Genomic DNA, 24,394 nt, shown 5'->3' on the forward strand with positions numbered 1-24,394 from the left:
AAGCTACTTTCATCCGCTCGACTTGCATGTGTTAAGCCTGCCGCCAGCGTTCAATCTGAGCCATGATCAAACTCTTCAGTTTAAAATCAGTAGTAGCTTAAAGGCTACCAATCTTGGCTCATCAATTTTCTGACAAATATTTCTCAAATAAACTTCGAGTAATTTCTACCATCAATCAATGAAAATAATTTCGATTAATCAACCAGTAAAAATCCACACAAGTTGTTCTTCATAAGCTCTTAATGATCTTCTTGCTCTTCGTCAGAGCCAAGATATCAACGCAATCAACTCAACATCAGCACTTCGTGCTTCGTTTATTTCGCTGTATCGCGTCGGGATGAGCACAGTATAGGGGAATTTCCCACACGTGCAAGCTCTTTTAACTGATTGTTTTGTTGAGTGTTGTATTTTTATGCACTATTTTGGTTCATTTATGCACTATTTATCATTAAACCTTTAATTATAAAGCAGAAATATGAATAAATTATTTCTGCTTTAATTTTTCATTATTTCTGCGTGTTTATTGCCACAGTTTGAATACTGAGTATTTTTACAGCTTGTTTAGGTACATTTTCAAACACTCCATAATTTGAAGTAGGTACTTTTACAATTTTGTCGACAATATCCATGCCTTTTGTGACTTTACCAAATACAGCATAACCAGGATTCATCGGTGCTTGATTCAGAAAATCATTATTCGCTACATTAATGAAGAATTGGCTGGTGGCTGAATTGGGATCATTAGTCCGCGCCATGGCTAATGTGCCACGTGTATTTTTCAAGCCATTACTTGCTTCATTTTTAATTGCCGCTTGTGTTGGCTTTTCTTTCATATTGCTATCGAAGCCGCCCCCCTGAATCATAAACCCAGGAATGACACGATGAAAAATGGTGCCATTATAAAAATTGCTTTTCACATAGGATTTGAAGTTCTTAGCCGAGATTGGAGCTTTATCATCATAAAGCTCAATTTCAATATTGCCCATATTGGTTTTAATTTGCATCTTGGTATTTGCAAAGATGCTCGAACTCATCAAAATTAAAGACAATGCCATACATATTTTTTTCAAGATCTTTTCCTCTAAGAATGTGACGATCAAAAGTTATCTCTATTTATATTCGTGATTCTGCATAATTAAAACTGTTATCTTTAATATTACAAAACCTTTATTTGTTGAATAGCATTTAGACTCAAATAATGAAGAAACAGCTTTAACGACTATTCCAACTTAAATCAGATCATGTCTTTATTTGGAAGTAATCGATTTGATTCAATCGATAAGGCTGCAACTTTTATCCTAAAATGAAAAAGCTGAATTTCAATTAAATAAAATTCAGCTCGTATACTCGTCTTATATAAGTACTACTGCTTATCCCAAAATTTTCTAAAGTCCTTGCTCATTTCGATAAGGTATTTTTTAGCTTTTTTAGATACTGGGGTCAGATTAATAAAGCCATGGGTTTGATCCTCATAATCATGATAATGAACTTTCACACCATTTTGACGAAGCTTATATGCGTAAATTTTGCCTTCATCATGCAACACATCATGTCCAGCAGTAATGACATAAGCAGGTGCGAGCTTTCTTAAACTGCCATAAGTCGGTGAAATAATACTATCATCCATCGCCACCTTATAACGATCTGCATAATAGTCAGTTACAAAATCAATATCAGTTCCTGTAAGCACCAGACCATCTTTATAGGCATAGAAGGATGGATGGCGACTTTTAAAGTCGACTGCAGGATAAATTAAAAACTGTGCTTGTGGCGCATACGCTGCATTTACTGTGCGCTGAGCAACCACAGCACTAATGTTTCCACCTGCACTATCTCCAGCCACAGCAATTCTATTTTTTAAAATTTTAAAATGACGACGATTTTGATAGACCCATGCCAATGCATCCTCACAGGACTGAATCACATCACGCGGCCCAGCCTCTGGTGCCAATGGATATTCAATACTTAATACTTGTACTTTGGCATGAATGGCAATTAAACGACAAACCTCATCATGGGTCTCCACACTGCCTACCACAAACCCACCACCATGATAGAATACAATCATTGGCAACTTTTTATTCGGTGCAGGATGATAGTGACGCGCGTAAATACTGCCACTTTGCAAAGGTAGACGGATATCTTCCACGAATGCGATAGAGGTCGGCTTATGGATGATGGATTGCATTTGCACTTCAAACTGTTTGCGCGAATGAATAACATCGTCGCCAATAAAACCGACTTTACCTTGCTTAAGCTGTGCGGCCATCAAACATTTAGTGAAACTATCCAGCTGAGGATATTGATACGGATAGCCTAAAACTTTGACCAATGATTCTTGCGCAAACCGAGGCAATCGATCGAGTGAACGACCTGCTGTGCCCTGTGCTTTTTCTATTAATTCTTGGAGATTCTTATTAAAAGCAACCATTCAACATCCCTTCCCATTTTAATATCTTCATACTTTCTACATGATCAGGCTTTGATTGACTATATTCTTATACAAGTCTAGCAATCAATATACAAATACGAATCTTGAATACGCTAATCTGAGTTTATATCGATGTCATTGACTATTTATTTATAAATCAGGAATTTTTTTGCTATGTCTAAATAGATAAAACTGAGATTACAGCTATGACGATTAAATCATTTTTGCTTTCACTAGGCATCGCCTTTAGCGTAGTGGGATGTGTTGCTTTCCCAAATGATCGACCATATTACAATAGTGGTTATTCATCTGGTGTGTATCGTACTTATGATGATCGCTATGATCGTCATTATGACAACCGTAATGATCGCTATGAACGGGCTCGATGGGAAAGAGAAAGAGCTTATCGCTTAGAACAAACCCATATTGAACAAAAGCGTCATCAACAACAATTGAATAATCAACGATGGCAACTTGAGCAAACCCAACGTGAACAAGCCAAAAAACAACAATGGCAACACGCTATAGAACAAAATCAGGATCATTACTGGGATCAGAATAAACATCGTGATCAAAAATGGAAGCAACGGGATAACCGAAAAGATGCAAATCATGATAAAAAATATGATCAGCATAATCGGAACAATCAGGATGAATAATTTTTATAAATGAATAGCAGCTTTTAACTGATTTAAGAGCATCCTCATCTGTTGTTCAAATTAAATAAGCTCCCTCCATTTACACACTATTCCTTGTAAAGCTTCAATCAGCACTGAACTCAGATTTAGAAAATAAGCATCACAAAATTAAGCTCATAAATCAGAGCATACGCCCCTCTAATTTAGAAAAAACCTGTATTTTTCAGCTAAAAAGTCCTTAAAAGCTGAATTATTTTAAATTATGTCGCTGAAAGCTTGAATTTTTGTCGCTCGCCCACACTTTACTTCATAGTGAATAAACAATCATGGCAGTTCAGGATTAATCCAGTGATTACTGAAGCCAAAGGACTGTACATGTTTAAGAACCCATTTAAACGGAGATCATCAATGGCTAATGAGCAAAATGAACAAGCTCAAGACATTCAACAAGAGCAAGCTGAACAGCAAAATGATCAAACTCAAGCTGAAGTTAGTGTTGAAGATTTACAAACTCAAATTCAAAAACTTGAAGAAAGCTTAAAACTTGAAAAAGCACGTACTGCAAATGCAGTTTACGAAGCACAAAAAAGTGTTGAACGTATTCAACGTGAGTCTGAAAAACACAAAGAGACTGTGCTTGAAAAATTCTCTAAAGAATTGCTTGAATCAGTCGACAATTTAGAACGTGCTATTCAAGCTGCGGGTGATGAAGAAGACGCAGTCGTTGAAGGGATCAAACTCACCTTAAAATCTTTACTCACCACTTTGGAAAAATTTGGTGTAGAAGAAGCAAATACAGCAAATGGCTTTAATGCTGAGCTTCATCAGGCAGTAGGTATCGACCCAACTGCAAAAGCCAATGAAATTGGTACTGTATTGCAAAAAGGTTATACCTTAAACCATCGCTTACTCCGCCCAGCAATGGTCTTGGTCGGTCAATAAAGCAATAAATTCGAGAGTTTATTAAATATTTTCAGCAATTTTACTTGAAAAATTTTGAAAGGCTCTCATATCGGATAACAAGCATAAACAATTGCAAAAAATTAAGAGGAAAAATATCAATGGCTAAAATTATCGGTATTGATTTAGGTACAACAAACTCATGCGTTTCTGTACTTGAAGGCGACAAAGTTAAAGTAATTGAAAACGCAGAAGGTACACGTACTACACCATCAATTGTTGCATACAAAGATGGTGAAATTCTTGTTGGTCAATCTGCAAAACGCCAAGCAGTAACCAATCCAAAAAATACATTGTATGCAATCAAACGTTTAATTGGTCGTAAGTATCAAGACCAAGCGGTTCAAAAAGACATCGGTCTTGTACCATACAAAATCATCAAAGCAGACAATGGCGATGCTTGGGTTGAAGTAAACGATAAAAAATTAGCACCGCAACAAGTTTCAGCTGAAATCTTGAAAAAGATGAAAAAAACAGCTGAAGACTATTTAGGTGAAACCGTTACTGAAGCGGTAATTACTGTTCCTGCTTACTTTAATGATGCACAACGTCAAGCAACTAAAGATGCGGGTAAAATTGCTGGTTTAGAAGTTAAACGTATCATTAACGAACCAACGGCTGCTGCACTTGCGTTCGGTATGGACAAAAAAGAAGGCGACCGTAAAATCGCAGTTTATGACTTAGGTGGTGGTACTTTTGACGTATCAATCATTGAAATCGCTGACTTAGATGGCGACCAACAAATCGAAGTATTGTCGACTAACGGTGATACATTCCTTGGTGGTGAAGACTTCGATAACGCGTTAATCGAGTTCTTGGTTGAAGAGTTCAAAAAAGAACAAAACTTCAACTTGAAACAAGATCCACTTGCATTACAACGTTTGAAAGAAGCGGCTGAAAAAGCAAAAATTGAGCTTTCTTCTTCTAACGCAACTGAAATTAACCTTCCGTACATCACAGCTGATGCAACTGGTCCTAAACACTTAGTGATCAACGTAACACGTGCAAAACTTGAAGGCTTAGTTGCTGACCTTATTGCTCGTACGATTGAACCTTGCCGTATTGCGCTTAAAGATGCTGGTCTTTCAACAAGCGACATCTCTGACGTAATCTTGGTCGGTGGTCAATCACGTATGCCAATGGTTCAGCAGAAAGTTCAAGAATTCTTCGGTAAAGAGCCACGTAAAGACGTGAACCCTGACGAAGCAGTTGCGATGGGTGCTGCGATTCAAGGTGCAGTATTGTCTGGTGACAAAACTGACGTACTTTTACTTGACGTTACACCACTTACACTTGGTATCGAAACCATGGGTGGCGTGTTAACAGCGATCATTGAGAAAAACACCACGATTCCTGCGAAGAAATCTCAAGTGTTCTCAACTGCTGCTGACAACCAACCTGCTGTAGACATTTCTGTGTTCCAAGGTGAACGTAAAATGGCACAGCAAAACAAATTGTTAGGTAACTTCCAATTAGGCGATATCCCACCTGCTCCACGTGGTGTGCCACAAATTGAAGTATCTTTCGATATCAATGCTGATGGTATCTTGAAAGTATCTGCGAAAGACAAGAGCACAGGTAAAGAACAATCAATTCAAATTAAAGCAAACTCTGGTTTGAGCGATGCTGAAATTGAAGCGATGATTAAAGATGCTGAAGCGAATGCTGAAGAAGATCGTAAATTTGAAGAACTTGCGAAAGCACGTAACGAAGCCGATGCTTTAGTTTCTAGCTCGCAAAAAGCAGTGAAAGATTTGGGTGAGCAAGTCACAGCTGACGAAAAAACTGCAATTGAAACTGCAGTTGCTGAGCTTGAAGCTTCTACCAAAGAAAATGATGTTGAAGACATTAAAGCGAAAACTGAAGCTTTACAAAACATCATCATGCCAATTAGCCAACGTGCTTATGAAGCTGCACAAGGCCAAGGCGGCGCGGAAGGTTTTGATCCAAATGCATTCCAAGGTGGTGAGGCGGGTCAACAACAAAAAGCGGATGATGGCGTTGTAGATGCTGAGTTCACTGAAGTTAAAGATGACAAAAAATAATTTGTCGCTTTAATTCAGTTAATAAAAAACCGCGCGAAAGCGCGGTTTTTTTTATGTTTAACAATGCGTGATTCACTATACAGATAAAAGCTCGAGCGATATAAGGATTAAAAAAGTTAAGATAAAATATCCCCATCAAATCTCTACTTGCCAATAATTCAGTTTTGTATAAATTAATCCTATTCACACTAAATTAAAATATCAAAAATGCGTACTTGGATGATTCTCGCTTTAATTGTAGTGACGGCTTATTTTACGATTCAACGCAAAATCCACCCTCAATTAACACATAACTCCACCCTAGATCGGATTCAACATCCCTTCGATACTCGGTTGCGTTATCGCATTGGAAGTATTGATCCTCGCTTTAATCTATCTCCTGAACAAGTACAGCAGTCAACTCAACAAGCCGCTGCGATTTGGCAACAAGGCAACATACAAAAGCAGTTTGTCTATGATCCTCATGCAAAACTCAGCATTAATTTAATTTACGATGAGCGCCAAGCTGAGTCCATTCAACGTCAGCAAGCAATTCGCATCATTGAAAATACTCGACAATATACTGATTCAGAACATCAAAAATTGACTCACTTGGATGCTCAACTTGAGCAAACTAAACATGAATTAGATATTCATCAATCTAATTATCAAACTCAGCTTGCACAATACAATCAGAGGGTTCAAGACTTTAATCAGGCACAACACACTTTGAGCGATACTACTCGCCAGCAATTGAATCTGCAAAAACAGCAACTGCAACAAGAACAATTGGAATTACAACAGCAGATCAATGAGTTCAATCTTAAAGTGAGTCAGCTGAACCAGAAAGCCTATCATGTGAATGCAATGAATCAACAATTTAACCAGTCAGTTGATCAATTCAAGCATCGCTTCCAAGCCCGTCAATTTGATAAAGGACTGTTTAATGGCCAAGAAATTAATATTTATGAGTTTGAGTCGGAGGATGATTTACGCCTCACCATTGCCCATGAACTGGGTCATGCATTAGGCTTATCACATAACCAAGATCCCAAAGCCTTGATGTACCCCGTGATGAAAGAACAAGATTTGAAAAACTTTAAATTAACGAATTCGGACTTAGAACTGTTAAACTCAAGACATTAACAATGTTTAAAATAGACAATAAAAACGCATAATTTTTATATGGATTTGTATCTATTTAAATCATTTATCTACCACATCATGTTATTGTCGAATGATGAATTTTAAAGGAGATTGCCGTGAGTTATTATCATATTATTCTTGAAGTAAATGATCATATCAGCACTATTGAACAAACTCGCGATATTGAAATATTTGATATTACCGAGATTCAACCCTATCTCCATGCAATTCTATTGCCTTTTTATAATGAACAAACGCTTGAGTTTGAAGATGAAAATATCGAATTTAAAGATGTTTTACATCTCTCGATTAAACAAACCTTACTCCCGATTCAACACTTAATTGAAGAAGAACAAAAACAATTACCAAGTGATACTGATATCACGATTAGCGCCTATGAAATTTTTAATGATCGAGATTTAACTCAAGATGTAACTGCGGTGATTTTGGATATTTTAGAAGCGGTAAAATTAGACCCATCTGAAATAGAATAAATGAACATGGTATTTGGCTAAGACAAACATGGTCAAATACCTGACTCATTCCAGCCCAATCTACTTTATACAATGTATTGCTCCACTCTTCAATCACCCGACTGATCACTGAAATAGCACAATATCACCACGATGAGCATGAGATTACAACTTGCACCAATGCGATGATTGTTTCACGTGGAACACTTTTTATTGCGTTGTTAATTTTGTTTCACCGTACACTATAGTTTGAGGATTAAATTCTGTAGTCCCATTTTAATCTGCTTCAATCTTTTCTGATTATTTTAAATTAAATACAAAAACTAAGCTGCAATTGATTGCCGTTGATTCCTAAAATTTAATGATTCCTCTAAACTTCTTTCAGAAAATAGAGACAAATAAAAAGGAGAAAAGATTTCTCCCAAAATCTCTTCTCCTTGGAGTTAATACAGTCATAAGACCGATTATATTGTTTCGATTTTATAATTTTATTTCACTTATTATTTTCATCTCGCACATCTGAAATGTGACACACACTACAGCTTAGAAAATTCAATATAAGCATTCCTGTTGTTTAAATCAATATAAATAGGAAAAATTAATACATGTTTTTATAGAAGTTTTTTTAATTTATATATTATATTTAATGCTAAAGAAAATGCTATTACAAAAAAAGAGCCATCAATCATGATGGCTCTTTTTATATATCAATACGTTATCATTAATCAGTGAAAGTAACTCGCGCAATCGCTTTTTTACCCGCTTGGATAATGTATGTTTTATTTTCATTTACAGAGAAACTAGCATCCACCACTTCCCAATCCACTTTCACAGCACCACGTGCCACCGCATCTTTGGCTTGAGCTGCATTTTTAGTTAAACCAGCAGAACGTAAAATAGATGCAATAAACATCTCCCCACCAAACTCACCACGAGAAATCGTCACCTCTGGCGTACCCTCAGGTAACTCACCTTCAGTAATGATATTGCCAGCACCTTTATGTGCATTGGCTGCAGCATCACTTCCATGGAAGCGCTCAACTAATTCTAACGCTAAAATTTTCTTAATCTCTTGAGGATTACACCCTGCTTCAATTTCTTTAAGCAGACTTGAAATTTCATCCAAAGATTTAAAGCTAAGCAAATCAAAATAACGCTCAATCAAACTATCTGGCATGGATAATACTTTTTGATACATTGCACCTGGTGCATCAAATACGCCAATATAATTGCCTAAAGATTTAGACATTTTATTCACGCCATCTAAACCTTCAAGAATAGGTACGGTAATACAGACTTGCGCTTCTTGATCATAACGACCTTGCAGCGTACGCCCCATCAACAGGTTAAAAGTTTGATCTGTCCCACCTAATTCAACATCGGCTTCCAATGCAATTGAGTCATAGCCTTGTACCAATGGATATAAAAACTCATGAATTGCAATTGGTTGATGGTTGTTATAACGCTTAGTAAAGTCATCACGCTCTAACATACGTGCCACAGTTTGCTGTGATGCCAATTGAATTAAATCAGCTGCAGTTTTTTCTGCAAACCATTCTGAGTTAAAACGTACTTTCGTTTTATTCGGATCAAGAATTTTAAAGACTTGCTCTTGATAGGTTTTGGCATTTTCTAAAATTTGTTCACGTGACAATGGTGGACGTGTGGCACTTTTACCCGTTGGGTCACCAATCATAGCGGTGTAATCACCAATCAAGAAAGTCACCTCATGACCCAAATCTTGAAAGGTTTTTAGTTTATTAATCAGTACAGTATGACCTAAATGTAAATCAGGTGCAGTCGGATCGAAACCGGCCTTAACCTTTAAAGGTCTATTCTCTTTGAGTTTCTTAAGTAGATCCTCTTTAGAGATAATTTCATGAGTGCCTCGTTGAATGAGGGCAAGTTGTTCTTCAGCCGGCAGGAAATTTGACATCACAAAACCCAAATACATCAGTTGTTCAATTTGTGCGATATACTAACACTTTTTCAGCATAATGCAGGCGAAGTATCTTCATGACAACAATCTATATTGGCGTAATGACTGGAACCAGCATGGACGGCGTCGATTTTGTTGCCGCTTCATTTGATCCATTACAAGTTCATGCCACCTTAACTGTTGCATTTGATCCTCATTTACGTGATGAACTCATGGCTTTAACCTTACCTGACGATAATGAAATTGATCGTATGGGCAAAGCCGATGTTGCGTTAGCAACCATGATTGGTCAGGGCATTAATCAACTAATACAAGACCATCATTTAGATAGAACTCAAATTAAAGCGATTGGTTCACATGGCCAAACTATTCGTCACCGTCCTGAACATGGTTTTACATTACAGATTGGTGATCCAAATATTATTACCGAAATCACTCAAATTCCTGTGATTTCAGATTTCCGTCGCCGTGATATGGCTGCCGGTGGTCAGGGCGCTCCACTTGTGCCTGCATTTCATCAAGCACTGTTTCAACATTCAAGCATTCATCGTGTGATTTTAAATTTGGGAGGCATTGCCAATGTCAGCATGCTTCCCGCAGGAAATGCTGATGGCGTTTATGGTTTTGACACAGGCCCCGCCAATATTCTTATGGATGCTTGGTGCCATCGTTATACTGGCCTACCCTATGATGATAATGGCAATTGGGCTGCCTATGGACAACCGATTCGCGCTTTATTAGATCGTCTACAAGCTCATGAGTATTTTTCCAAGGAACCCCCAAAAAGTACAGGTCGCGAAGACTTTAATTTAGAGTGGTTAGATGAACAACTCGCAGATTGGCGCAATAATTTGGAATATAACGAATTAGAAGATACACCAGAAAATGTTCAAGCAACTTTGTTAAAACTCACAACACGTGCCATTAAAAAAGCCATTTATCGTTCGGAATTAGACACGGGCGAAGTTTATGTCTGTGGAGGCGGTGCTTATAATTCACACTTACTTGAGCAATTACGCTGGCGCTTACGCAAACATCACTGGACGATTCAAACTACGCAAGTTCTAGGTTTATCACCAACATGGGTCGAAGCAACTGCTTTCGCATGGTTAGCCATGCGCTTTATGCATCAACTCAGTGGTAATTTACCAGCTGTGACAGGTGCACAAGGCTTTAGAGTCTTAGGCACCATAACCGCCGTTTGATTTTGATTTTTGGTCGAATACTGTTCTACAATATTCGACCTTTTAATCCCTAAAAGTGTCCCATTTTGCTGTTAAAAAATCAGACTAAAAACCACAATATAAAGAAAAATAGTCACCGAAATAACAATGAATTTAACCATACAACGATTAGAATACTATCAACACGATGGCTTAACTTTTGAGGTCATTGATTCTGGGCCATTAGTAGGTCAACCCTTTGTACTATTACATGGCTTTCCTGAAACCAATAAAAGCTGGCAACAAACCAGTAAAATTTTAAATGCACAAGGCTTTCGAACATTTGCCGTAAATCAACGTGGCTATAGCCTAAAAGCTCAGCCTAAAGCACGATCTGCCTATCGAAGCGCTGCATTAGTTGCAGATATAAATATCCTACTAGAAATCATCCAACAACCTGTTTATTTGGTTGGTCATGATTGGGGAGCTGTCATTGCGTGGGATATTGCACAAAAATACCCCGAAAAGATTAAACATTTAATTACTATTTCTGTTCCACATCAAGCCGCTTTTATCCACTCGATGCTCAGTAGCAATCAATTGCTCAAATCTTATTATATCGGTTTATTTCAACTACCGATTATTCCTGAATTATTATTTGAAAAATTTCCAAAAATTGGAGAGGCACTTTTAAAAAATTCAGGTATGACGGCGCGCGCAACAATTACAAGATTTCCGCCAAGATATAGTGCAGGACAAACGTTTAAGGAATGCCTTAAATTGGTATAGAGGCATTCCATTTAGTTCAAACAAGCATTTAACTCAGCCAATACAAGTTCCAACCTTATTTATTTGGGGGAAACGCGATTCAGCCATTGGAATTAAAAGTGTGGAACTCAACAAACAATATGTAAATGCACCCTATAAAGAAGTCATTATGGATGCGATGCACTGGATTCCAGTCCAAAATGCTCAACAACTGAGTCAAGCAATCTTGGAAACCATCCAATCATAAACCAATAAAAAAAGCCCTCTTATTTAAAGAAGGCTTTTAAAATCGATACAGATTAAATCGAAAATGATGAACCACAGCCACAAGTTGTGGTTGCATTTGGATTATCAACAATAAAGCGTGAGCCTTCTAATCCTTCAAGATAATCTACTTTAGAACCCACTAAATACTGATAACTAAGCGAATCTACTAACATGGTGACATCACCATTTTCAAATTTAGCATCATCTTCATTTACGCTTTCAGCAAAATTAAAACCATAAGAAAAACCAGAACAACCACCACCCGTCACATATACACGTAACATCAGGTCTTGATTTCCTTCACTGTCACGAAGCTGACGAACTTTTTTAGCAGCATTATCAGTCATCTCAAGCACTTGAGCATTCATGGCGGATTTTTCCTCAAACAAATTTGGTCGATTTTGAACATAAAAACCATATATTCAGTATAGCATACTCAATATATGGTCAGTTTGAGAACTTTAAAGTTTATTCTGAGTAATTTTCTCGGAATTAATTCATATTATTTATAATTCTCATCTTGAAGTGCACATTCAAAGTTTTGCGGTTCGTTCTTACAACGGAACTGCCACAACAGTTTCATCATACGGCGATCATAAACCCCTTGCTTGGTTAAGCTAATACGAGATTCACGCATAAGTTTCTGATAACCTGGTTTATCTCCTGCTGGAACTTGCATCCAATATTTCGCAGGAATATCAGCCTTCATTTTACCCAAAATTGAATTTGCGCGAGGTAATTGGCTCTTGACCCAATCACGAGATTTTTGGCCAAAGCCTGCTGGAAAACTTTCTGGGCGAATAATCAAATTACCAGTTACTTGTAACAACGGATAATTCACAATTGCACCTTTTGCCCCCAAACCTTTGTGTAATTCTAGTGGTTTAAAAACTGCTGCCGGCGCACCAATAATATCAACTTGGCCATTATTAAATTTACTACCAAAATTAGTCACATCCGCACTGACAGCTTGAGCACCAATTTGCTGCACCATAATTTTTTGCGCTTGGTCATAATCTAAAACCGCTATTTTTTTACCTGCCGCTTTTGCCACAGTATTGATATTTCGATCATTCACCATTAAAAAAGCATCACCCACCGGAATAACCCCTACGACTTCATATTTACCATGTGTCATAAACTTTGCAAAAGTAGGATTGGCTAAGCCTTGCATAATTTTAACCGCGAGACTGACATCTGGTATTGCACCAATGGCATCCAATGAACCCGTAAAGTTATTGAATTGACGACCACGCATACCGGTAATACTCACCGCATCACATTTCCCTGCTTTGAAATCCTCTGCAATCACCCCTTCATTCTGACCAACTTTCAGCTCAATATCGGCGCCCCAGTTTTTAGCAGCAAGCTGGTAATCTCGCATTAACGTAAATACGTCACCATTCTTACCGACTAAATCAAATACACACATCACTTGTTTGGCTTGGGCCGTTGAAGCTGCAACAATTAAGCCTACAGATAATAAAAACGGTTTAGAGAATTCCATGTTAATTTTCCTTCCATATGCAGAAACTTTGATATTCCATTGTTAAACTTAATTTTTTGTGCACACTTTTTATTTTTAAATAAGGTCTCAAAACTTAATTGTATTTAAATTGGAGAGTGCTTCTTTGAACAAGGATACGTGATTGAGTTTGTGATGCAATGGCACAAATGACATAGCATAAAACTCAAAAAGCCCAGAATTAATTCTGGGCTTTTTGAAATTTTAAATTATTCGCCGCCGAGTGAACACTCAAAGTTGGCTTTCTCGACAGAGCAACGCGCCTTTTTCAGTACTGACATCATGCTCGCATCATAAATACCCATTTTAGTGAGTTCTAAACGACCATCACGCATAAGTTTTTGATATTTAAGCTTATCATCTGCCGTTAAATTCATTTTATAATTTGCTGGAATACCCGCTTCTAAGCGATTAATCATTGAGAAGCTTTTTGGTAAATTTTTCACAAAATAATCACGTGATTTCTGACCAAAACCTGCTGGGAATTTTTCTGGACGAATAACTAAATCTGCGGTCACTTGCAACACAGGGAAATTAAACATCGCACCATTTTTACCTAAACCTTTATAAATTTCTAAAGGTTTATAAGCATATGCTGGTGCACCCACCATATCGACCTGACCGTTATTGAATTTAGCCACAAAGTTAGTCACGTCAGATGGAACCGCCTGAGCACCAACACGTTGTACCATGATCTTTTGTGCATCGTCATAACTCAGTACAGCAAACTTTTTACCTGCTGCTTTTTCTATCGAGTTAATCCCTTTATCACGAACAAAAATAAATGCTGAGCCCAATGGAGCAACACCAGCTACTTCATATTTTTTACCACCAAGATTAGTGGTCATTTTTGCAGCATTACGACCATCTAATGCAAAAGTAATCGCTTTTTGTGCAATAGCATTGCTTGGTGCACCACCAAGTGAATCAATTGATCCTACGAATTTATTATATTGACGTGCGCGCATTGCAGTCATAAATACGCCGTCACACTTGCCTGCTTTAAAATCATTATCCGCAACTGATTCATCTTGCTTAGGCAGTAAATTGACATCTGCACCCCAGCCTTTAGATGCTAATGCCCATTCTTGTGCCATTTGGAATGATTCACCTGATTTTCCTAACAAATCAAACACGCAAATATTCACTGCTGCTTGTGCAGTAGAAGATAAACCCACAATTGAAGTTGCGGCAATCGCTAAAGCCATTTTTTTCATCATTACATCCTTATCGTTTTATGATTAATAATAGGTATTTTTCCATGTATGCAATATTAATCAGCTTAATTGAAAAAAAATAGAGCTTTTACTCCACTTTTTTAATAATTATTTTTAACTTTATTTATTTCAAATATTTATGTTTTGAACTATTTATTCAACTTTGCATTTTTATGTAATTTTATCTATAAAATCACACTAACATAGCATATCAATTAACGATTTAAACCATAAGATGTATATCAAAAGATTCTATATGACTGAAACAACCCATTATTCACCGCTGATAGAACATTCAAAATTGGTTCTTTCTATTGCACAACGGGCTTTTTTTAACACAGACATCATAGTTGCATCATAGACACCTTGTTTCGTTAAATCGATACGTCCCTCTCTTAATAATTTTTGATACTTTTCTTTTTCGTCTTTAGATAAATTCATTCGATATTTCGCAGGAATACTATCTTCTAAACGTTTGACCATGGCAAATTGGCGAGGTAATTGCTTGATAAACCAATCTCTCGATTGCATGCCAAAATTATTCGGAAATTTATCAGTATTAAAAATTAAATCCGCGGTGACATTGAGCACTGGAAAATTAAATAGCGCGCCATTTGCACCTAAACCTTTGTCCATTTCCAACGGTTTAAATGCATAAGCCGGTGCACCGACCATCTCGACTTGCCCTTTATTAAACTTGCCCACAAAATCGGAAACATCTGACAGAACGGGAATCGCACCAACACGTTTAACCATGGCAATTTGTGCTTTATCATATTCTAAAACAGCAAATTTTTTCCCTGTACCTTTCTCAATGGTATTTATATTTCGATCTTTAACAAAAATATAGGCTGGCCCAATTTGTCCAATACCGCCCACCTCATACTCCACATTATCAATCGTTGTTTTTAATCGTTTAATATTTCTTTTATCTAAAACATAAACAATGGCTTTGTTGGCAATGGCATTACTCGGAACACCGCCCAAAGCATCAATAGAACCTGCAAATTTATTATATGCGCGCGCGCGCATTGTGGTCATATAAATCGCAGCACATTTTCCACTTTTAAAATCATTATCTGCTTTTTCTTCATTTTGATAAGCGATTAATCGCACATCTGCATTCCACACTTTTGCAGCAAGTGCCCACTCCTCCATCATTTTATAAGATTCACCAGCTTTACCCAGTAAATCAAACACACAGATATCTTGCTTCGCTTGAACTGACCCTGAACAAATACATACTGTTAGTGCAAGTAACTTTTTCATCATCGTAAATCCTTATACTCACGTACAACTTTGTATAATCTAATATAATTTGCTTTACCGAACAAAAATAGAGCTAAAACTCTAAATTCCGATAAAAATCATATTTTTTAATAATGCATTATTTTGTGTTATGCGCGTGTTTATCCTTTAAAATACGCCATCCTGTATTTCATAGTTAGATCATCAATGATTCAGTTAGAACAACTTTCTATACGTCGCGGTGGACGTGTTTTATTTCAAAAAGCATCCATGCAACTCCATCCCGGTTGGAAAATTGGCTTAACTGGCGTAAACGGCGCAGGTAAATCAACCTTATTCAATGCACTCCTAGGTGGCATAGAGTCAGATAGTGGCTCATTAACTCGTCCGGCAGTCTGGACTGTTGCGCATATGGCACAAGAAATCAAAGCATTGGATATGAAAGCGATTGATTTCGTACTTTCAGGTGATGAAGAGTTTTGGGATATTCAACATAAATTAGATCAACCTGATGCATTAAGCGATGATGAACTTGCGCATCTATACGGTCGTTTTGATGAAATTAATGGCTATTCAGCACCTTCAAAAGCATCGCAATTGATGGCAGGTTTGGGTTTCTTTGAACATCAGTCTCAACTCGATGTATCCAGCTTTTCAGGCGGTTGGCGTATGCGTCTGAACCTTGCACGTACGTTGATGAGCCGTTCAGATCTATTACTTCTCGATGAGCCAACCAACCATTTAGACTTAGATGCTATTCTTTGGTTAGAAGATTGGTTAAAAGCGTATGAAGGTACGCTCATTCTAATTTCGCATGACCGTGATTTCTTAGATGCAATTACCGATCATATTCTACACATCGAAAATCAAGAATTGATCATGTATACCGGTAACTATTCGACCTTCGAACGTACCCGTAGTGAACGTTTAGCACAACAACAACAAGCCTATGAAAAACAACTAGAAACACGTGCACATCTACAAAAATATATCGACCGTTTTAAAGCACAAGCCACCAAAGCGAAACAAGCACAGAGTCGTATTAAACAATTGGAACGGATGCAAGAGCTTTCTGCTGCCCATGTAGATACCCCTTTTACCTTTAGTTTCCGTGAACCAAGCAAAATGAGTTCACCGTTACTTGAACTTGAAAATGCAGATATCGGCTATGGTGACAAAATTATTGTGACCAATGTGAATCTACAAATTACCCCAACCAGTCGTATTGGTTTACTCGGCATGAATGGTGCAGGTAAATCGACCGTGATTAAATCATTGGTTGGTGATTTACAATTGCTCCAAGGTGAACGTAAAGATTCTGAACTACTCAATGTCGGTTACTTTGCACAGCACCAAATGGATGCTTTGGATGGCAATGCTAGCCCAATGTTGCAATTGGCGCGTATTGCAGATAAAAAAGTCAGTGAAGCAAGCTTACGTTCATTCTTAGGTAGCTTTGGTTTTTCTGGCGAACGTATGGATACACCAAGTGAAAGCTTTTCAGGTGGTGAACGTGCACGTTTAGCTTTGGCGTTAATTGTATGGCAACGTCCAAACGTATTGATTCTAGACGAACCAACCAACCATTTAGACTTAGATATGCGTCATGCATTGACTATGGCTTTGACTGATTTTGAAGGAGCTGTGGTTCTTGTTTCACATGAACGTCAATTGGTTGCCAGTGTTTGTGATGAACTGATCCTCGTTCATGGTGGTGAAAGTCGCGAATTTGATGGGGACTTGGTTGCTTATGCAGATTGGTTACGCCAAGCACGTATCGATATGATCAAAAATGGTGGGAAGCAACCTGCTGCACCCGTAAAATCAAAAGTTGAAGTGAAACCAAGCATTTCAAAACTTGATAAAGAAGGACAGCGTAAAGAAGCGGCTCGTCAACGTGAATTGAGTCGCCCTATCCGTAAAAATATTGAAAAAAATGAAGCTCAAATTGCCAAAATTCAGCCTCGTGTAGCAGAAATTGAAGTCTTATTGGGAGAGACTGCCCTATATGAAGCCAATCGTAAGGATGATTTACTCAAACTGATGAATGAGCAAACGGAACTCAAAGCAAAGTTGGCACAAGCTGAAGAACAAATCCTTGAACTGATGCTGGAATTAGAAGAATTAGAGAGTTAATTTATTAATTCATTGTTTTAGATAAAAAACTGCCTTTTCGAAGGCAGTTTTTTATTTTCTACAAGCGTATCCTTTGCAAAAATTCATCATTTAAAACCTGACTTCATCCTTCATCCTATTACCCCATACATAAACGAGTGCTTATGCTCGACCATCAAATAAATACAATAAACAACTGAAAAACATAAATTTCAATATATAACTTTTAGTTATGATTTGAATTTAGACACCGTGGAACATATTAAGAAGTATTAAACAATCATCACATTTACAGAATCAAAGCAGTTTCAATAACTCACATTATTCAGGTCAATTTTCAGATCTAACACAAACACTTATCCACAAGTATAGAAAAATTATTTTTTAAATTTAAATAAGCAAAATGTATTTTTCAGAAATCAATATTGTGGATAAATTACATCTGACTCATAATTTTATGCACTTATTTTTGTTAAAGCGAATTTTTGAAAGCTTATTTTTATAAATCAGCCCATTCCAATTTAATCTTTTCGTTGGGTTAAATAAGTTATCCACAAAAATTTATAATAATTTTAGCTTTATTTTTGTACAACACATAGTGAATTCTGACGAATGAAAAATGAAGACAACACATTTTCATCTTACTGTTTAACCATCAAAAGCAGCAAAAATTTGATTGATACTGAGTTCTAAATCAATCTTTTAGGATCATTATTTTTTAATTGGATGAAATATTTTTGTGTTTGAGGAAAAGATTGAAGGGCTATCCACGACTCTTTAAGGCTTTATTCTTCTTACACCGATCCATCTACCAGGCCATATTTTTGATGAAATAAAATTTATAATGATCGACACCACACATACGAGTGACCATAAAAACACAGTGCTCTTTACCTTTTTCAACTTCAATTTAAGTCAATTAAACATACTGAATCAATTTTTAGAATAGATATTACTCATTATCATTGAAACTAAGCTCATAAAAACAACAAACTGAATCAATTTAATATCTTTTATGATTAGATTATTATCACTTTAATGCATTATTATTTAAGATACTGAATAGATATAAGGTTGAAACTTGAATAATAATGCACAAAATCAATTAAATAAAAATAGATTTAATCCATTCTGATTCTATCCATTACTTTGCAGAATCTAAGTTCTGTAATTTTCCACGCTTCTTGGTAAACCCATAACTCTTGAATAACAGTAGCTTCATCTTCTAACTCTAAAGTCACAATGCATTGCGTGAGTTCACGATTAAACTCTAATTCTTCACTCAATACATTCGGCTTTTGTGGTTTCCAAACTCCATTTTTAACTGCATGCGCAATTTTTTCATAGCGCATTAAATTACTTTCAGTCATTCCTTTTTTTTCATTAATCACTTTAAAATTTTGATCTTCATGTTCTGCTAAAACAACACAATTTCCAGTAAAAAAAGCATTTATCCAACTATCACGTGTTTGTTCTAATTGCTTATCCATAACACTATCCTGTTTTATATAAAATAAGTGAATTGACCTAATTTTGGCATAGAAATAAGACATTTTTATAAAAACAATCAAAATAGATGCAAAATGAATAAACAACGCATCATTTTAAACAAAATTTTACCAAATAAAAAAAGCATCCTTCAGGATGCTTTTTTTTATTCGCATTGCTTTAATTAAGCATCAATATCGGCATTGAGCGCATTCTCTTCAATAAAGGCACGACGTGGTTCTACATCATCCCCCATTAAGCATGAGAACATACGATCTGCTTCAATAGCATCATCAATTGTCACCTGAAGCATATTGCGGTTTTCAGGATCCATTGTGGTTTCCCAAAGTTGATCCGCATTCATCTCACCCAAACCTTTATAACGTTGGATCATCATGCCACGACGTGAATCTGCTAAAATTTGTTGCCAAACTTGATGGAAATTAGCTACTTGAATTGTACGATCACCCTTTTGCAAAAATGCGCCATCTTCAAGTAAAGTAAACCAACTTTTCGAGTTTTGCAGCAAACGTTTATATTCATTTGACGCTAACAGACCCGAATCAAGCAAATAATGATGCGGCAAGTTATGCACATAAATCGTCACACGTGGCCAAAAATGCGTAATTATCTCACCGTTAGCATGTTCTTTTGCAAACGATTCAAGCGTAATTTCAGGACGCAGACTTGGTTGGAATTCGGTAATTGCTAAACGTAATTGTTCCGCCCATTGTTGCACATAATTTTCATTATGATTTTGATCCAGTTTAAATGCTTCGAGACCCAATAAACCATCAAGCAGACTCGCAGGATAACGTACTGTTAAACGCTTTAAACTCTTTTGAGATGTTTGATAATCAGAAATTACACGCGCCAATGATTCGCCACGAATAGCAGGTGAATCAGCACTAATATGTAAATTAAGATCATCAATCGCATTCGAAATTAAGAATGTTTCTAATGCATCATTGTCTTTCATATATTGCTCATGCTTACCTTTCTTCAACTTATACAAAGGCGGTTGAGCAATATAAATATAACCACGTTCGACCAATTCAGGCATTTGACGGAAGAAGAAGGTCAACAACAAAGTACGAATATGTGAACCATCTACGTCAGCATCGGTCATGATGATAATTTTGTGATAGCGTAATTTATCTGGATTGTATTCTTCACGACCAATACCACAACCCAATGCAGTAATCAGCGTACCAACTTCTTGCGAAGATATCATCTTGTCAAAACGAGCACGCTCGACGTTTAGGATTTTACCTTTCAGTGGCAGAATCGCTTGCATCTTACGGTTACGTCCCTGCTTAGCAGAACCGCCCGCCGAGTCACCTTCAACTAAATACAGCTCAGAAAGTGCAGGATCTTTTTCTTGGCAATCTGCCAATTTACCAGGTAGCCCCGCAATATCTAATACACTTTTACGTCGTGTTAATTCACGCGCTTTACGTGCAGCATCGCGCGCACGTGCAGCATCAATAATTTTACCAGCAATAGATTTTGCAGCTTGTGGATTTTCCAATAAATATTCAGAGAATGATTTATTCATTGCCTGCTCTACAGCAGTTTTCACTTCACTCGATACCAATTTTTCTTTGGTTTGCGAAGAGAATTTTGGATCAGGAACTTTCACTGAAACAATCGCAGTTAAACCTTCACGAGCATCATCACCCGTCACAGCCACTTTCTCTTTTTTGAGAATGTTTTCACTATCAAGGTATTGATTTAAACCACGTGTTAATGCTGCACGAAAACCCGCTAAATGCGTACCACCATCTTTTTGTGGAATATTGTTGGTAAAACAGCGTACATTTTCCTGATAACTATCATTCCATTGCAATGCCACTTCTACCGTAATACCAGTTTCAACTGACTCTGACGTGAAATGGAAAATATCATTTAGGTGGGTTTTACCTTGGTTGATATATTTCACAAATTCAGACAAGCCACCTTCATAATCAAACACATGTTCCGCAGCAACTCGATCATCACGCAGAACAATACGAACACCCGCATTTAGGAATGAAAGCTCGCGTAAACGACGCGCTAAGACATCCACACTAAAAATTGTTTGCGAGAATGTTAACTCACTCGGGTAGAAACGAACGGTCGTCCCCGACTCTGTAGTCTCACCAATTTCACGTAATTTATAGACAGGATCGCCATGGCAATATTCTTGTTCAAAAACCTTACCCGCACGACGAATATTCAGCAGTAATTTACTCGACAAAGCATTTACAACTGAAACACCAACACCGTGCAAACCACCAGAAACCTTATAACTATTGTCATCGAATTTACCACCAGCATGTAGAATCGTTAAGATTACTTCTGCTGCTGACACACCTTCTTCAGGATGAATATCAGTAGGAATACCACGACCATTATCAGAAACGCTCACTGACTCATCCTCATGGATGGTCACAAGAATCTCATCACAGTGTCCGGCTAATGCTTCATCAATCGCATTATCGACCACTTCGAATACCATATGGTGCAAACCTGAACCATCGTCAGTATCACCAATATACATGCCTGGGCGTTTGCGAACCGCATCTAGACCACGTAATACTTTGATACTAGAGGAGTCATAAGCTTTTTCATTGGTTGGTTCTACTTGAGAAGCTGCTTGATCTTCTGAACTCATGGTTTCTCCCTAGTGAAAAATAGCTCTATCCAAAGATGGGTAAAATCTAAAATCATGTCACAATAACTTGAACTTGACCGTGATCAACATTAAATAATTGGTAAGAAATAGACAAATCATGTAAATGTTTTTTTACTGATTCATGGTCTAAAGTAGTCATAAAAACTTGGCTACCAAGTTGGCTTAATCGCGCAATTAAACGGCGCTGTGCAGTTAAATCTAATTCTGCTGTCACATCATCTAATAATACCACAGTTTCCCTATTACAAGCATGTAACATGGCGATTTGTGATAGCTTTAGCGCCATAATCAATAACTTTTTCTGTCCTCTTGAGAGTACCACATCGGCGTCTCCCATAGCGGTTCTTAAGCGTAAATCTGCACGGTGTGGACCATACTCAGTATAACGTCTGTCTAGATCTTTTTGATGATAATGAATCAGATCGTGAGCTAAGCCATGCTCCACATGAAACCCTGCACTGTATTCCAATTCAACACTTAAATCTGGTAGCAATTGAGCTAAATCATTCTGCAAATAGGTTTTCCATTGCTCTACAATTTCAACTCGCTGCGAATGTAAAATCTCACCATAATCGCTGAGCATTTTGTTCCATGGTTCTAAATCGAGTAGCCTTAAATTTCGTTGTGACTTAAGCAAACTATTACGCTGTTTCAATGCCCGAGAATAATATTGCCATGCATGATAAAACTCAGGTTCCACGTGAAACATCAACCAATCTAAAAGTTGTCTGCGCGGTTTAGCACCATGATCAATAATATCGGTACTCAACGGATCAATGAGCTGCAACGGTAAAATTTTAGCAAGCTGCCCTTGCGTCGCCACCGTATCACCATTGACCTTGATCAATTGCTCACCCGATAAAAGCTTCTGCATGCCTATTTTTTCAGTCGCCGATTGCGCAAATACAATCGCATCTGTCGTTTCATTTTGAATATAGTTTTTAGGCATATGCGTTCGAAACGAACGCCCCGTCGCTAATAAATGAATTGCTTCTAAAATTGATGTTTTCCCTGAACCATTTTGCCCATAAAAAACATTAAACGGTTGCAAGCCATGCAGTGCAACCGTTTTTAAATTCCGAACACGTTGTATATTTAAACGCGTAATATGCATAGTTGATCTAAATAGATAGTCAATTAAACACGCATTGGCATGACAACGTAGGTTTGATCCTGTTGTGTAAGATCTTGAACCAACACAGATTGATTTGCCTCAGTCATAGTTATTGCAACATCATCACCATCTAAAACACTTAATACTTCTAGAAGATATTGTGCATTAAATGACATTTCCATTGGTGTATTTGCATACTGAATAGCTAAATCTTCAATCGCCTCATCTTGCTCCGGATTATTGGCACGAAGTTGTAAAGAATCAGCATTAAAGTTCAAAAACACGCCACGTAATTTTTCATTACTTAAAATAGCCACACGCTGCAATGATTGTTTAAACACATCATGCGCAATCGTCACAACCTTATCACCACCACGTGGAATAACACGACGATAATCAGGGAACTTACCATCAATCAACTTCGTGGTGAAACGAACAGTAATATCACCTTGTTCTTTATCACGACTTGGCGTTTGAATGGTTACATTTAATAATTCACGACCAATCAATAATGTCAATTGATCATCTTCGATGCTCAATAAACGCTGTAATTCAGCAACCGCTTTACGTGGCACAATCGCTTGAATGGCTTGTGTCGCTGATGAAGAAGCCATAGTTTCACACAATGCTAAACGGTGACCATCGGTGGTCACTGCACGTAAGCGATTGTCATCAATTTCTAACAAGGTTCCAGTCAGATAAAAACGCACATCCTGCACCGCCATAGCAAATGCAGTTTTTTCAAATAAGCGTTTTAATTCACGTTCAGTCACCTGAACTTGCGTACCTTGACTATTTTCAGTGGTCAACAATGGATAATCTTCAGCAGGTAAAGTCCCCAAAACAAAGCGACTATTGCCTGACTTTAAGATACAACGTTGATCTTCAGTAATTTGTAGATCAATCAGTGCTGCTGCAGGTAAAGACTTACAGATATCCATCAATTTACGTGCTGGAACAGTGGTCTCGCCTGCTTGAATACACGCACCTTCATTTAATGTGGTACTCGCCACCAATTCAACTTCTAAGTCAGAACCTGTAATGGTTAAAGCTTGATTTGTCGCTTGAATTTTTACGTTTGAAAGAATGTTCAAAGTGTGGCGACGTTCAACTGCTCCAACCACATGGGATAAAACATTGACTAAGCTCTCTTTAGCGATTTTCAAACGCACGGTGGATTCCTCTAAAACTGGATAATTGG

The 24,394-nt window shown here is 37.3% G+C and carries 18 protein-coding genes, 1 rRNA gene and 1 pseudogene; 8 read left to right on the plus strand and 12 right to left on the minus strand.

Annotated elements, in window-relative coordinates; all coding sequences use genetic code 11:
- The 3 genes from B9T28_RS14090 to B9T28_RS14100 all read right to left on the minus strand — a co-directional run.
- Window positions 1–82 (minus strand): 16S ribosomal RNA (locus tag B9T28_RS14090); the annotation flags it as partial.
- A gap of 424 nt (window positions 83–506) precedes the next feature.
- A complete protein-coding gene (locus tag B9T28_RS14095) occupies window positions 507–1,070 on the minus strand; it encodes a peptidylprolyl isomerase (RefSeq protein WP_434057141.1) in 564 nt (187 codons plus the stop codon).
- A 293-nt stretch (window positions 1,071–1,363) separates the two neighbouring features.
- Complete coding sequence (locus B9T28_RS14100) at window positions 1,364–2,431, minus strand: alpha/beta hydrolase (RefSeq protein WP_086204615.1); 1,068 nt, start codon at window positions 2,429–2,431, stop codon at window positions 1,364–1,366.
- Window positions 2,432–2,637: 206 nt separating this feature from the next.
- Here B9T28_RS14100 and B9T28_RS14105 point away from each other — a divergent pair, with 206 nt between their 5' ends.
- The 5 genes from B9T28_RS14105 (at window position 2,638) to B9T28_RS14125 (ending at window position 7,693) form a co-directional block, all read left to right on the plus strand.
- Window positions 2,638–3,090, plus strand: a complete 453-nt coding sequence (locus B9T28_RS14105; protein ID WP_086204616.1) for a hypothetical protein — start codon at window positions 2,638–2,640, stop codon at window positions 3,088–3,090.
- A 387-nt stretch (window positions 3,091–3,477) separates the two neighbouring features.
- Window positions 3,478–4,011 carry a nucleotide exchange factor GrpE gene (gene grpE / locus B9T28_RS14110; protein ID WP_086204617.1) on the plus strand — a complete coding sequence of 178 codons (534 nt, stop codon included), beginning with the start codon at window positions 3,478–3,480 and terminating at the stop codon, window positions 4,009–4,011.
- Between the two features lie 119 nt (window positions 4,012–4,130).
- Window positions 4,131–6,074, plus strand: coding sequence for a molecular chaperone DnaK (dnaK, locus tag B9T28_RS14115; RefSeq protein ID WP_086204618.1), 1,944 nt, complete (start codon window positions 4,131–4,133; stop codon window positions 6,072–6,074).
- 219 nt (window positions 6,075–6,293) lie between these two features.
- A complete protein-coding gene (locus tag B9T28_RS14120; protein ID WP_252053666.1) occupies window positions 6,294–7,199 on the plus strand; it encodes a matrixin family metalloprotease in 906 nt (301 codons plus the stop codon).
- 116 nt (window positions 7,200–7,315) lie between these two features.
- Window positions 7,316–7,693, plus strand: a complete 378-nt coding sequence (locus tag B9T28_RS14125) for a hypothetical protein (protein ID WP_086204620.1) — start codon at window positions 7,316–7,318, stop codon at window positions 7,691–7,693.
- A 700-nt stretch (window positions 7,694–8,393) separates the two neighbouring features.
- On the opposite strand, the gene tyrS is transcribed toward B9T28_RS14125, so the two are convergent.
- Window positions 8,394–9,626, minus strand: coding sequence for a tyrosine--tRNA ligase (gene tyrS / locus B9T28_RS14130; protein WP_086204621.1), 1,233 nt, complete (start codon window positions 9,624–9,626; stop codon window positions 8,394–8,396).
- Between the two features lie 62 nt (window positions 9,627–9,688).
- Between tyrS and B9T28_RS14135 the strand changes: the two genes are divergently transcribed.
- Both B9T28_RS14135 and B9T28_RS14140 read left to right on the plus strand, forming a co-directional pair.
- The gene (locus B9T28_RS14135) at window positions 9,689–10,816 is read left to right on the plus strand and encodes an anhydro-N-acetylmuramic acid kinase (protein ID WP_086204622.1); all 1,128 of its coding nucleotides are present in this window, start codon (window positions 9,689–9,691) and stop codon (window positions 10,814–10,816) included.
- A 126-nt stretch (window positions 10,817–10,942) separates the two neighbouring features.
- Window positions 10,943–11,789, plus strand: a pseudogene (locus B9T28_RS14140) (alpha/beta fold hydrolase).
- A 52-nt stretch (window positions 11,790–11,841) separates the two neighbouring features.
- On the opposite strand, the gene erpA reads toward B9T28_RS14140, so the two are convergent.
- The 4 genes from erpA to B9T28_RS14160 form a co-directional block, all read right to left on the minus strand.
- Window positions 11,842–12,177 (minus strand): iron-sulfur cluster insertion protein ErpA, encoded by a 336-nt coding sequence (gene erpA, locus B9T28_RS14145; RefSeq protein WP_086204623.1) that lies wholly within the window; start codon window positions 12,175–12,177, stop codon window positions 11,842–11,844.
- A 134-nt stretch (window positions 12,178–12,311) separates the two neighbouring features.
- On the minus strand, window positions 12,312–13,316 hold the full coding sequence (locus B9T28_RS14150) for a putative solute-binding protein (RefSeq protein ID WP_086204624.1): 1,005 nt from the start codon (window positions 13,314–13,316) through the stop codon (window positions 12,312–12,314).
- A 227-nt stretch (window positions 13,317–13,543) separates the two neighbouring features.
- A complete protein-coding gene (locus B9T28_RS14155) occupies window positions 13,544–14,551 on the minus strand; it encodes a putative solute-binding protein (protein ID WP_086204625.1) in 1,008 nt (335 codons plus the stop codon).
- Window positions 14,552–14,824: 273 nt separating this feature from the next.
- Window positions 14,825–15,820 carry a putative solute-binding protein gene (locus tag B9T28_RS14160; protein ID WP_086204652.1) on the minus strand — a complete coding sequence of 332 codons (996 nt, stop codon included), beginning with the start codon at window positions 15,818–15,820 and terminating at the stop codon, window positions 14,825–14,827.
- Between the two features lie 186 nt (window positions 15,821–16,006).
- Here B9T28_RS14160 and B9T28_RS14165 point away from each other — a divergent pair, with 186 nt between their 5' ends.
- A complete protein-coding gene (locus tag B9T28_RS14165) occupies window positions 16,007–17,935 on the plus strand; it encodes an ATP-binding cassette domain-containing protein (RefSeq protein WP_086204626.1) in 1,929 nt (642 codons plus the stop codon).
- A 1,100-nt stretch (window positions 17,936–19,035) separates the two neighbouring features.
- Here B9T28_RS14165 and B9T28_RS14170 read toward each other — a convergent pair.
- The 4 genes from B9T28_RS14170 to dnaN all read right to left on the minus strand — a co-directional run bounded on the left by B9T28_RS14170 (window position 19,036) and on the right by dnaN (window position 24,365).
- The gene (locus tag B9T28_RS14170) at window positions 19,036–19,404 is read right to left on the minus strand and encodes a hypothetical protein (RefSeq protein WP_086204627.1); all 369 of its coding nucleotides are present in this window, start codon (window positions 19,402–19,404) and stop codon (window positions 19,036–19,038) included.
- Between the two features lie 182 nt (window positions 19,405–19,586).
- On the minus strand, window positions 19,587–22,058 hold the full coding sequence (gyrB, locus tag B9T28_RS14175) for a DNA topoisomerase (ATP-hydrolyzing) subunit B (RefSeq protein WP_086204628.1): 2,472 nt from the start codon (window positions 22,056–22,058) through the stop codon (window positions 19,587–19,589).
- Between the two features lie 52 nt (window positions 22,059–22,110).
- Window positions 22,111–23,193, minus strand: coding sequence for a DNA replication/repair protein RecF (recF, locus tag B9T28_RS14180; RefSeq protein WP_086204629.1), 1,083 nt, complete (start codon window positions 23,191–23,193; stop codon window positions 22,111–22,113).
- A 23-nt stretch (window positions 23,194–23,216) separates the two neighbouring features.
- The gene (dnaN, locus tag B9T28_RS14185) at window positions 23,217–24,365 is read right to left on the minus strand and encodes a DNA polymerase III subunit beta (protein WP_086204630.1); all 1,149 of its coding nucleotides are present in this window, start codon (window positions 24,363–24,365) and stop codon (window positions 23,217–23,219) included.
- Window positions 24,366–24,394 lie beyond the last annotated feature (29 nt).

The organism is Acinetobacter silvestris (genome assembly GCF_002135235.1).
Lineage (GTDB): Bacteria > Pseudomonadota > Gammaproteobacteria > Pseudomonadales > Moraxellaceae > Acinetobacter > Acinetobacter silvestris.

Coding starts and splice junctions, on each gene's coding strand:
- B9T28_RS14100 (WP_086204615.1), bottom strand. CDS start 2,431: ATGGTTGCTTTTAATAAGAATCTCCAAGAATTAATAGAAAAAGCACAG.
- B9T28_RS14105 (WP_086204616.1), top strand. CDS start 2,638: ATGACGATTAAATCATTTTTGCTTTCACTAGGCATCGCCTTTAGCGTA.
- grpE (WP_086204617.1), top strand. CDS start 3,478: ATGGCTAATGAGCAAAATGAACAAGCTCAAGACATTCAACAAGAGCAA.
- dnaK (WP_086204618.1), top strand. CDS start 4,131: ATGGCTAAAATTATCGGTATTGATTTAGGTACAACAAACTCATGCGTT.
- B9T28_RS14120 (WP_252053666.1), top strand. CDS start 6,294: ATGATTCTCGCTTTAATTGTAGTGACGGCTTATTTTACGATTCAACGC.
- tyrS (WP_086204621.1), bottom strand. CDS start 9,626: ATGTATTTGGGTTTTGTGATGTCAAATTTCCTGCCGGCTGAAGAACAA.
- B9T28_RS14135 (WP_086204622.1), top strand. CDS start 9,689: ATGACAACAATCTATATTGGCGTAATGACTGGAACCAGCATGGACGGC.
- erpA (WP_086204623.1), bottom strand. CDS start 12,177: ATGAATGCTCAAGTGCTTGAGATGACTGATAATGCTGCTAAAAAAGTT.
- B9T28_RS14150 (WP_086204624.1), bottom strand. CDS start 13,316: ATGGAATTCTCTAAACCGTTTTTATTATCTGTAGGCTTAATTGTTGCA.
- B9T28_RS14155 (WP_086204625.1), bottom strand. CDS start 14,551: ATGAAAAAAATGGCTTTAGCGATTGCCGCAACTTCAATTGTGGGTTTA.
- B9T28_RS14160 (WP_086204652.1), bottom strand. CDS start 15,820: ATGAAAAAGTTACTTGCACTAACAGTATGTATTTGTTCAGGGTCAGTT.
- B9T28_RS14165 (WP_086204626.1), top strand. CDS start 16,007: ATGATTCAGTTAGAACAACTTTCTATACGTCGCGGTGGACGTGTTTTA.
- B9T28_RS14170 (WP_086204627.1), bottom strand. CDS start 19,404: ATGGATAAGCAATTAGAACAAACACGTGATAGTTGGATAAATGCTTTT.
- gyrB (WP_086204628.1), bottom strand. CDS start 22,058: ATGAGTTCAGAAGATCAAGCAGCTTCTCAAGTAGAACCAACCAATGAA.
- recF (WP_086204629.1), bottom strand. CDS start 23,193: ATGCATATTACGCGTTTAAATATACAACGTGTTCGGAATTTAAAAACG.